This is a genomic window from Kitasatospora sp. NPDC058243, assembly GCF_042882025.1.
Taxonomy (GTDB): Bacteria; Actinomycetota; Actinomycetes; order Streptomycetales; family Streptomycetaceae; genus Kitasatospora.
The window spans coordinates 34882-44835 of the sequence record NZ_JBHVWW010000008.1 but is presented as its reverse complement, the minus strand read 5'-3'; the positions used below and the strand labels follow the sequence as shown (position 1 = coordinate 44835).

The 9954-nt window shown below is 73.3% G+C and carries 7 protein-coding genes; 6 read left to right on the top strand and 1 reads right to left on the bottom strand.

Going from position 1 to position 9954, the window contains the following annotated elements:
• Positions 1 to 495: 495 nt before the first annotated feature.
• From ACFVX9_RS08290 to ACFVX9_RS08265, 6 genes are all read left to right on the top strand, one after another.
• Entirely contained in the window at positions 496 to 2925 is a 2430-nt protein-coding gene (locus ACFVX9_RS08290) for a SulP family inorganic anion transporter (RefSeq protein ID WP_387980999.1), read from the top strand.
• 242 nt (positions 2926 to 3167) lie between these two features.
• Positions 3168 to 5123: an acetate--CoA ligase gene (gene acs / locus ACFVX9_RS08285; protein ID WP_063348674.1), complete on the top strand. Its 1956-nt coding sequence runs from the start codon at positions 3168 to 3170 to the stop codon at positions 5121 to 5123.
• Positions 5124 to 5526: 403 nt separating this feature from the next.
• A complete protein-coding gene (nhaA, locus tag ACFVX9_RS08280; RefSeq protein WP_079135771.1) occupies positions 5527 to 6903 on the top strand; it encodes a Na+/H+ antiporter NhaA in 1377 nt (458 codons plus the stop codon).
• Between the two features lie 187 nt (positions 6904 to 7090).
• Positions 7091 to 7567: a phage holin family protein gene (locus ACFVX9_RS08275; RefSeq protein ID WP_063348673.1), complete on the top strand. Its 477-nt coding sequence runs from the start codon at positions 7091 to 7093 to the stop codon at positions 7565 to 7567.
• Between the two features lie 94 nt (positions 7568 to 7661).
• A complete protein-coding gene (locus ACFVX9_RS08270) occupies positions 7662 to 8681 on the top strand; it encodes an alpha/beta hydrolase (protein WP_363370492.1) in 1020 nt (339 codons plus the stop codon).
• 144 nt (positions 8682 to 8825) lie between these two features.
• A complete protein-coding gene (locus tag ACFVX9_RS08265) occupies positions 8826 to 9035 on the top strand; it encodes a hypothetical protein (RefSeq protein WP_387980996.1) in 210 nt (69 codons plus the stop codon).
• Between the two features lie 109 nt (positions 9036 to 9144).
• Here ACFVX9_RS08265 and ACFVX9_RS08260 read toward each other — a convergent pair whose 3' ends face one another.
• Complete coding sequence (locus ACFVX9_RS08260) at positions 9145 to 9846, bottom strand: metal-dependent hydrolase (RefSeq protein ID WP_063348671.1); 702 nt, start codon at positions 9844 to 9846, stop codon at positions 9145 to 9147.
• Positions 9847 to 9954 lie beyond the last annotated feature (108 nt).

Here is a 9954-nt window from a genome sequence, read left to right as displayed (position 1 = left end):
GGGGGGGGGGTGGGGGGGGGGGGGGTGGGGGGGGGGGGGGGGGGAGGCCCCCCTGGGGGGGGAGAAAGGCCGGACGCGGCTCCACAAAAACGGCCCGCTCCCCCCCCCCCCCCCCGGGGGGGCCCCACGGCCCGTTCCGCATGTCCGGACCGCCCGGCGCCGCCAGCAGATCCCCAGCGGTTCGAACACCACCCAATGGGGTGAATCAGGGGGTTTTCCCCTTCCCTCCCGGAATGACGCTGTGCAAAGCTTTCATTACCCTCGGTTTACCGAGTCTTGATGGTCCGTCCCGACGGCCCTCGGCGAGACGTCCCGCACCTCGCCCAGGCCCCTGGCGGGCCCTGATGGTCAAGGTCCGGCCGGTGACACCCGCACTCCCCGCCGCGCCCACGCCATCCCGCCACACCGTCGCGACCCACGACAGCCGATCCGCCCCGGAGCCCCACCCACCGCCGGACCTGACTGCGTTCGTTCCCCCGGACAGACGGGAAGACAATGACCCTCGACATCTCCAGCGCCCCCATCGCCTCCGACACCACCGACCACGCACCACCGGGCCCCGGCACCAAGGCCCGCTGGGCCCAGGACCTCTCCGCCTCCCTGGTGGTCTTCCTGATCGCCGTGCCGTTCTCCCTCGGCATCGCGCTCGCCACCGGTGCCCCGCTCACCGCCGGCCTCGCCGCCGCGGCCGTCGGTGGCATCGTCGTCGGACTGTTCGGCGGCACCCCGCTCCAGGTCAGCGGCCCCTCGGCCGCGCTGACCGTGATCACCGCCGGACTGATCGTCCAGTACGGGTGGCGGGCCACCTGCGCCATCACCCTGGCCGCCGGGCTGCTCCAACTCCTGCTCGGCCTGCGCCGGGTGGCCCGGACCGCGCTCGCCGTCTCGCCCGCCATCGTGCACGGCATGCTGGCCGGGGTCGGGCTCACCATCGCCATCGCGCAGCTGCACGTCGTCCTCGGCGGCTCCCCGCAGAGCTCCGCGATCGCCAACCTCCTCGCGCTGCCAGGCCAGTTGGCCGGGCCGCACCCGCCCGCGCTGCTGGCCGGCTCGGTGACCGTGGCCGTCCTGCTGGGCTGGCCCCGACTCGGCCGGCTCCCCGGCCGCGCGGGCGAGTTCGGCGCCAGGCTGGCCAAGGTGCCGGGCCCGCTGGCCGCCGTCGCCACCGCGACCGCGCTCGCCCTGGCCCTGGACCTGCGGCTCGCCCACATCGGGCTGCCCGCCTGGCAGCCGCACGCCCTCGTGCCCGCACTGCCGCACGGCCCGCTGGCCGGGGTGCTGGCCGCCGTCCTGACCGTCACCGCCGTCGCCGGCGTGGAGTCGCTGCTGTCCGCCGTCGCGGTCGACCGGATGTCCCGCCGTACCGGCGACCTCGACCGCGAACTGCGCGGCCAGGGCCTGGCCAACATCGTCAGCGGGCTGGTCGGCGGGCTGCCCGTCGCCGGCGGCGCCGTCCGCAGCACCGCCAACGTGCGGGCCGGCGGCCAGACCAGGTGGTCCTCGGTGCTGCACGGCGTCTGGGTGCTCGCCGCCGCACTGGCGCTGACCGGCGGGCTGCGCCGGATCCCGCTGGCCGCGCTGGCCGCGCTGGTGCTGGTGGTCGGGCTGCAGATGGTGAGCTTCGCGCACATCCGCAACGTGCACCGGCACCGCGAGTTCCCGGTCTACCTGACCACCGTGCTCGGCGTGGTGGCTCTCGGCGTGCTGTGGGGCGTCGCGCTCGGCGCCGGCACCGCCGTGCTGCTCGCGCTCTACCGGCTGACCCGCGCCCACGTGGACGTGCTGGCCGGCCCGGCCGGCGCGGTCACCGTCCAGACGCACGGGCCGCTCACCTTCACCGCCGTACCCCGGCTGAGCCGGGCGCTGGCCGGGATCCCCTCCGGCGCCGAGGTCACCGTGGTCCACGACGGCTCCTTCCTGGACCACGCCGCGTACGAGACGCTGCACAGCTGGCGGACGGGCCACCAGGCCGCGGGCGGACGGGTCTCGATGGTGACGCGCCGCAGGGACGACGAGGTGCTCGACCCCGACGGCACCGTCCGGGCGGGCAGTTCACCCGGCCCGCACCGCTGCCGGGCCTGGACGCCCTGGGTCGGCCACCACTGCATCGAGCAGCAGGAGGATCCGCACGGCCGGCTGCTGGACGGCGTCCGGGTGTTCCAGCAGCACACCGCCCCGCTGATCCGGCCCGAACTCGCCCGGCTGGCCCGGGAGGGGCAGACACCCTCCCAGCTGTTCCTGACCTGCGCGGACTCCCGGATGGTCACCAGCATGATCACCAACAGCGGCCCGGGGGACCTGTTCACCGTCCGCAACGTCGGCAACCTGGTACCGGCCCCGTACGAGCCCGGCGCGGCCGACGACTCGGTGGCGGCCGCGGTGCAGTACGCGGTCGAGGTCCTGGAGGTCGGCTCGATCACGGTCTGCGGCCACTCCGGCTGCGGCGCGATGAAGGCCCTGCTGGACGGCGTGCACGAGCGCCCCGGGCCGCCCACCCCGCTGGCCCGCTGGCTGCGCAACGGCCGCGGCTCGCTGGACCGGCTCCGCCGGGTCCCCGCCGGGTTCGACGCGCGGCCGGTGGTGGACCTGGTGGAGCAGCTCTGCATCACCAACGTGGTCCAGCAGCTGGACCAGCTGCTGGCCAACCCGGCCGTGGAGCGCCGGGTGGAGGAGGGCACCCTGCGGCTGGTCGGGATGTACTTCGACTTCGCGACCGCCCAGGCCTACGTGCTCGACCGGGCCGAGGGGACGTTCAGTCCGATCGAGGCGCGCATCGGGACGGCAGCGGCCGCAACCGCGGCCGGCCCGGCAGCGCCGAGGACACCGCCGGCCGGGCCGGTGGCGGGCGACACGCCCGAACGGGTGAATGAGGACGGCCGGGTTCCCACCGGCGGCACCGAGGACGGCCCCTGGCTGGCCGCCTGAGAGCCGGGCCCGTGTCCCCGCCGGGCGGGCCGGGGCACGGGCCCTCCGGCCGTCGTACGGCGCACCGCCCCGAGGCGGTGCGCCGTACGATGGTCCGTTCGACTGTCGGTCAAAGGTCTACACCAATTACCCGGAGGCTCTTGTCAAGTGCCCCATTCGCCTGGTGAGCTGTGCGCTGGGACACACGGGACAATCCCCACGCACGGGATCGTCTCCGATCATGACTCGATGAGGAGTGCGCGTTGAGCAACGAGAGCCTGGCCAACCTGCTCAAGGAGGAGCGGCGATTCGCCCCGCCGGCAGAGCTCGCCGCCGCCGCCAACGTCACCGCGGCCGCGTACGCGCAGGCCTCCGAGGACCGCCTGGGCTTCTGGGCCGAGCAGGCCCGCCGCCTCAGCTGGGCCGTCGAGCCGACCGAGACGCTGGACTGGTCCAACCCGCCCTTCGCCAAGTGGTTCGCCGACGGCAAGCTCAACGTGGCCTACAACTGCGTCGACCGCCACGTCGAGGCCGGTCTCGGCGACCGGGTCGCGATCCACTTCGAGGGCGAGCCCGGCGACAGCCGCTCGATCACCTACGCCCAGCTCAAGGACGAGGTCTCGCAGGCCGCCAACGCGCTGCTGGAGCTCGGCGTCCGCAAGGGCGACCGGGTCGCGGTCTACCTGCCGATGATCGCCGAGGCGGTCGTCGCGATGCTCGCCTGCGCCCGGATCGGCGCCACCCACTCGGTGGTCTTCGGCGGCTTCTCCGCCGACGCCGTCGCCTCCCGCATCGAGGACGCCCAGGCCAAGCTCGTCATCACCGCCGACGGCGGCTACCGCCGCGGCAAGCCGTCCGCGCTCAAGCCGGCCATCGACGAGGCGCTCACCAAGGTCGACGGCGTCGAGCACGTCCTGGTGATCCGCCGCACCGGGCAGGAGATCTCCTGGACCGAGGGCCGTGACGTCTGGTGGCACGAGATCACCGCGCGCCAGTCCACCGAGCACGCCCCCGAGGCGCACGACGCCGAGCACCCGCTGTTCATCCTCTACACCTCGGGCACCACCGGTAAGCCCAAGGGCATCCTGCACACCTCGGGCGGCTACCTCACCCAGGCCAGCTACACCCACCACGCGGTCTTCGACCTCAAGCCGGAGACCGACGTCTACTGGTGCACCGCCGACATCGGCTGGGTCACCGGCCACTCGTACATCGTCTACGGCCCGCTCTCCAACGGCGCCACCCAGGTCATCTACGAGGGCACCCCGGACACCCCGCACCAGGGCCGGTTCTGGGAGATCGTCCAGAAGTACGGCGTGACGATCCTCTACACCGCGCCGACCGCGATCCGCACCTTCATGAAGTGGGGCGACGACATCCCCGCGAAGTTCGACCTGTCCTCGCTGCGGGTGCTGGGCAGCGTCGGCGAGCCGATCAACCCCGAGGCCTGGATCTGGTACCGCGAGCACATCGGCGCCGGCAAGACCCCGATCGTGGACACCTGGTGGCAGACCGAGACCGGCGCCATGATGATCAGCCCGCTGCCGGGCGTCACCGAGACCAAGCCGGGCTCGGCCCAGCGCGCCCTGCCGGGCATCGCGGCCACCGTGGTCGACGACGAGGCCAACGAGGTCCCGAACGGCTCCGGCGGCTACCTGGTGCTCACCGAGCCGTGGCCGTCCATGCTGCGCACCATCTGGGGCGACGACCAGCGCTACATCGACACCTACTGGTCGCGCTTCGCGGGCCGCTACTTCGCCGGTGACGGCGCCAAGAAGGACGAGGACGGCGACATCTGGCTGCTCGGCCGGGTCGACGACGTCATGCTCGTCTCGGGCCACAACATCTCCACCACCGAGGTCGAGTCGGCCCTGGTCGGCCACCCGTCGGTGGCCGAGTCCGCCGTGGTCGGCGCCACGGACGCCACCACCGGCCAGGCCATCGTCGCCTTCGTGATCCTGCGCGGCGGCGCCACCGAGAGCCCGGAGCTGGTCGAGGAGCTGCGCGCGCACGTCGGCCGCACGCTCGGCCCGATCGCCAAGCCGAAGCAGGTCAAGGTGGTCGGCGAGCTGCCGAAGACCCGCTCCGGCAAGATCATGCGCCGTCTGCTGCGCGACATCGCCGAGGGCCGCGAGGTCGGTGACACCACCACCCTCGCCGACAGCACGGTGATGAGCCAGATCCAGGCCCAGCTGCCGCCGGCGGGTGGCAACGGCTGAGCCGGCCGACACGGTGAAGCGTGCCCCGGGCGGTGGTCACCGCCCGGGGCACAGCCATGCCGCGGGTCTGAAGCCCCCTTCCGGTCGGCCGCCGGGGTGTACAGCGGGGCGGCCGGGAGCGGGCGGTGCCCCGCGACCGACGGTGACGCGTTCACCCGTCTGCGAGCGGCCTGGGCCATTCGGGTGCCGTGCCGCTGCTCCTCCGGAGTGCAGAACCCACCCGTAGGGCTTAAGTCCTTGAATAGGACAATCCGGATGTCACCCGAACGATCCCCTAGACTGTTAACGACGCATCAAGATCCCTGAACGGGAGTCCGAGCGTCACAGGGCGCGCCGGGAAGTCTGGTCGGCAACTGCACCACACGTGCATCCGTTGCCGCTCCCAGCCCCTCAGGAGGTCCTCGTGACCGACCAGCCGCCCGTCCACGAGCCGACGACCCGCCGCCGGCAGCTGCTCGGCCGACTGTCCCTGCCCGAGCGGACGTTCATCACCGACGCCCTGCGCACCGAGACGGTCGGCGGCGTGCTGCTGCTGCTAGCCGCCGTGGCCGCGCTGGTCTGGGCCAACGTCTGGCCGCACGCCTACGAGAGCGTCCTCGACTACACCGTCGGGCCCTCCGCCCCGCTGCACCTCGACCTCACCCTCGGCAACTGGGCCAAGGACGGCCTGCTGACGATCTTCTTCTTCGTGGCCGGGATCGAGCTCAAGCGCGAGTTCGTCGCGGGCGAGCTGCGCACCCCGAGCGCCGCGCTGCTCCCGGTGGTGGCCGCCGTCTGCGGCGTCGCGCTGCCGGCGATCCTCTTCGCGCTCGTCAACTCGGGCAGCGGCGGTCACCCCAGCGGTTGGGCCATCCCGACCGCCACCGACATCGCCTTCGCGCTCGGCGTGCTGGCCGTGGTCGGCAGCCACCTGCCGTCCGCCCTGCGCGCCTTCCTGCTCACCCTCGCCGTGGTGGACGACCTGATCGCGATCCTGATCATCGCGGTCTTCTACAGCTCCGGCATCAGGTTCTGGGCGCTCGGCCTGGCCTTCGCCGGCCTGGTGCTGTTCTGGTTCCTGCACCGGCGCGGGGTGCACGGCTGGTACCTGTTCGTACCGCTGGCCGTCGTGAACTGGGCGCTGATGCACGAGAGCGGCATCCACGCCACGGTCGCGGGCGTCGCGATGGGCCTGATGCTGCGCTGCCACCGGGAGGGCGACGAGCAGCACTCCCCCGGCGAGCACATCGAGCACCTGGTCCGCCCGCTCTCGGCCGGCCTGGCCGTCCCGGTGTTCGCACTGTTCGCCGCCGGGGTGACGATCTCCGGCCCGTCGCTGCGCGAGGTGTTCACCCAGGCCACGCCGCTCGGCATCGTCATCGGCCTGCTGGTCGGCAAGACGGTGGGCATATTCGGCGGCACCTGGCTGGCCGCCCGGTTCACCCGGGCCGAGCTGAACCCGAAGCTCAGGTGGGCCGACATGTTCGCGGTCTCGGTGCTCGCGGGCATCGGCTTCACCGTCTCGCTGCTGATCAGCGAACTGGCGTTCCGCGACGACCTGGCCCTCGCCGACCTCTCCAAGACGGCCGTCCTGGTCGGCTCGCTGCTCTGCGCGACGGTGGCCACCGTGCTGCTCAAGCTCCGCAACCGGCACTACCGCGAGCTGTGCGAGGAGGAGGACCGGGACGTGGACGGCGACGGCGTCCCGGACGTCTACCAGGAGGACGACCCGGCCTGGCGGGCCCGGGCCGCCGGGCTCGCCCCGCGACCCGACGGCGAGGGGCCGGAGAAGCCCCGCTGAGGCCCGCCGGCGGCCCGGCAGAGCCCGGACACGTCCCCCCGGCGGGGCCCCGGAGTGGTGTGCGACTGACCGGTAGGGGCATGATTCTGAGCTGTCGACAGTCCACTGACGCCTCCGGGCCCCTCCGGCCCCCCGAACCGCACCACGCGGCGGCGTCACGCCGCACAGCCGCAGAGGAGAACCGCTGATGCCCGCAGGAGCCGCAGACCCGTCCAGCAACGGCCGGGCGCCCTACGAGGGCGAGCGTTCGGTGGGGCAGCTGTTCGCGGCGGCCACCGCCGACCTGTCCGCACTCGTCCACGACGAGATCGCGCTCGCCAAGGCCGAGATCCGGGCGGACGTCAAGCGCGGCGTCTCCGGGGGCGTCTCGCTGGGCGTCGCCGCCGTGGTGGCGCTGGCCGCCGTCCCGATGCTGAGCGCCGCGGCGGCCTTCGGCATCCACGCGCTGGGCCTGTCGCTCGGCTGGTCGTTCCTCATCGTGGCCGGCGCCTACCTGCTGCTCGCGGTGCTGCTCGGGCTGATGGCCTGGCGCTCGTTCAAGCGGATCGAGAAGCCGCACCGCACCATCGAGGGCGCCCAGAAGACCGCCGACGTGCTGAAGAACGCCCGGCCGCGCCCGGCCACCAAGGAGGAGATCGACCGGGCCCTGGGCCGCATCCCGTAACCGTCCGTCCGGTGGCGGTGCACGCCGCCCGCCCGGACCCGCCGGGAGCGAGTGCCGGGCGCCGTCCGGCGCACGGATGTGACACGCTCTCGGTATGCCGCTTGACCAGAAGCCCGTATCCGCGCAGCCGTCCGCCGACTCCGGACCCGACCTGGCACCCGGGGGGGAGCCCGCCGATGAGGCCCCCGGCACCACCCCCGACGGCGGCGCCGAGGCCTGGAGCGTCCGGCAGAGCGGCCCGTGGACGCACCGCGACCTCGCGGCCAACGGCGCCCGGTTCCACATCGCCGAGCTGGGCTCGGGCCCGCTGGTGCTGCTGGTGCACGGCTGGCCCGAGTACTGGTGGGCCTGGCGCCACCAGCTGACCGCGCTCGCCGAGGCCGGCTACCGGGCGGTGGCGCTCGACCTGCGGGGTGTCGGCGGCAGCGACCGCACCCCGCGCGGGTACGACCCGGGCAACCTCGCCCTGGACATCACCGGGGTGATCCGCTCGCTCGGCGAGCGCCGGGCGCACCTGGTCGGGCACGCCGCCGGCGGCACGCTGGCCTGGGTGGCGGCGGTGATGCGCCCGTCGGTGATCCAGAGCCTCACCGTGGTCTCCGCCGCGCACCCCCGGGACCTGCGCCGGGCCCTGCTGACCGACCGCCGCCAGGCGGCCGCCTTCGAGCACGTGCTGGGCTTCCAGCGGCCGTGGATACCGGAACGCCGTCTGGTGGCCGACGACGCCGCGCTGGTCGGCCGCTACCTGGACGCCTGGGCCGGTCCGAACCGGCTGGACGAGGAGGCGGTGCACGCGTACCGGCAGGCCATCCAGATCCCCAGCACGGCGCACTGCTCGATCGAGCCGTACCGCTGGCTGCTGCGCTCGATGGCGCGCCCGGACGGCATCCAGTTCGCCCGGCGGATGAAGAAGCCGATCACGGCGCCGACCCTGCACGTCCAGGGCGCGGCGGACCCGGTGCTGCTGTCGCACACCGCGCTGGGCGGCGGCGAGTACGTGGCGGCGCCGTACCGCTGGCGGCTGATGCCGGGGGTCGGGCACTTCCCGCACGAGGAGGCCCCGGAGCAGTTCACCGCGGAGCTGCTGGACTGGGTCGGCCGTCACAAGGAGTGATGGCGCAGGAGCGGCGAAGGGGCCGGGAGGGAAGGGCCCTTGGTCCCAACTCCCTTGATCTGACGCACATATGACAACCGCATAGGCCATTTTCGACGCGCGCCCGGCGGTTACCCCCACCGGCCCAGGGGCATCCATTCCGGTATGACCTGGATGCCCGATCGCGGCGGCGCCCCGCGCGCCCGACGCCACAACAGCTCCCAGCGCTCCGCCCACCGCTCCGACTGGGCGGACGACCTCGGCTACGACGGCCCCGACCGCCGTCCACGCCCGGCGCAGCGGCAGCTCGGCATCCCCCGCATCCTCGGCCGACGCGCCCGCTGGGTCGGCGCACGACTGCGGCGCGAGACCTGAGGCCTCGCGCCGCGTCGTCCGGCCGGTCCGGCGGACCGGTTCCGGCCGACCAATCGGTTCGGCCGGTCGGTCCCGCCGGTCGGGTCGGCTGGCCGGCCAGTCCCGCCGGTCAGTTCACGAGCGTCGGCGACACCGCGGTGAACCAGAGCAGGACGAAGGTCGCCACCGACATGATCGGCACCAGCACCTTGGTCTCGACGTTGTTGCCGCTGCGCTTGATCAGCACCACCTCGTAGCGCTCCTTGTGCGGCCAGAGCAGCGGCGCGCCCTTCTTGGTCAGGCAGTCGCCCAGCAGGTGCGCCAGGGTGCCCAGCGCCACCGCGTACGGCAGCCAGCCCGGCGAGTTCGGCATCCAGGTGTTCATCCCGAAGGTTCCGAGCGCGGACAGCCCGATGACGGTGATCCAGCTCTCCGGGCCGTCCCCCGGCGGGCAGAGCCGCAGCGCCCGGATCGCGAGCGCGATCAGGAAGAACGTCAGCACCAGGGTGAAGTTGCGGCCCAGGTAGGTGACGCCCGCCCAGGTGCCGGCGCCCATCAGCGCGACGAACAGCAGCGAGTGGGTGGCGTGCCGGTGCCCGCCGGAGGCCCAGGCCACGAAGCGGCAGAGCGCCTTGGAGATCGGCCCCAGGAAGTTGGCGATCGAGCCGTCGTGGTGGTCGAGGTCCGGCAGCAGGGCCGCCCCCGCGCACAGCACCGTGCCCATCAGTATGTCCGCCGGCTGCAGCGTGGTGTGCAGCAGCAGCGGGGGCAGGAACGGCGCGGAGGCGGCGTACAGCATCGCCCCACTGACCGCGTGCGAGTGACCCATCATCGGACTACCACGACCTCCCGTAAGACTCACTCCGGGACGGCGCCCGGTTGAGCCGAACGGGTGAGCGCGGCAGAGGCTACCAGGGCGGACTGACGGTGTGACGGATAT

Coding starts and splice junctions, on each gene's coding strand:
- ACFVX9_RS08290 (WP_387980999.1), top strand. CDS start 496: ATGACCCTCGACATCTCCAGCGCCCCCATCGCCTCCGACACCACCGAC.
- ACFVX9_RS08275 (WP_063348673.1), top strand. CDS start 7,091: ATGCCCGCAGGAGCCGCAGACCCGTCCAGCAACGGCCGGGCGCCCTAC.
- ACFVX9_RS08270 (WP_363370492.1), top strand. CDS start 7,662: ATGCCGCTTGACCAGAAGCCCGTATCCGCGCAGCCGTCCGCCGACTCC.
- ACFVX9_RS08265 (WP_387980996.1), top strand. CDS start 8,826: ATGACCTGGATGCCCGATCGCGGCGGCGCCCCGCGCGCCCGACGCCAC.
- ACFVX9_RS08260 (WP_063348671.1), bottom strand. CDS start 9,846: ATGATGGGTCACTCGCACGCGGTCAGTGGGGCGATGCTGTACGCCGCC.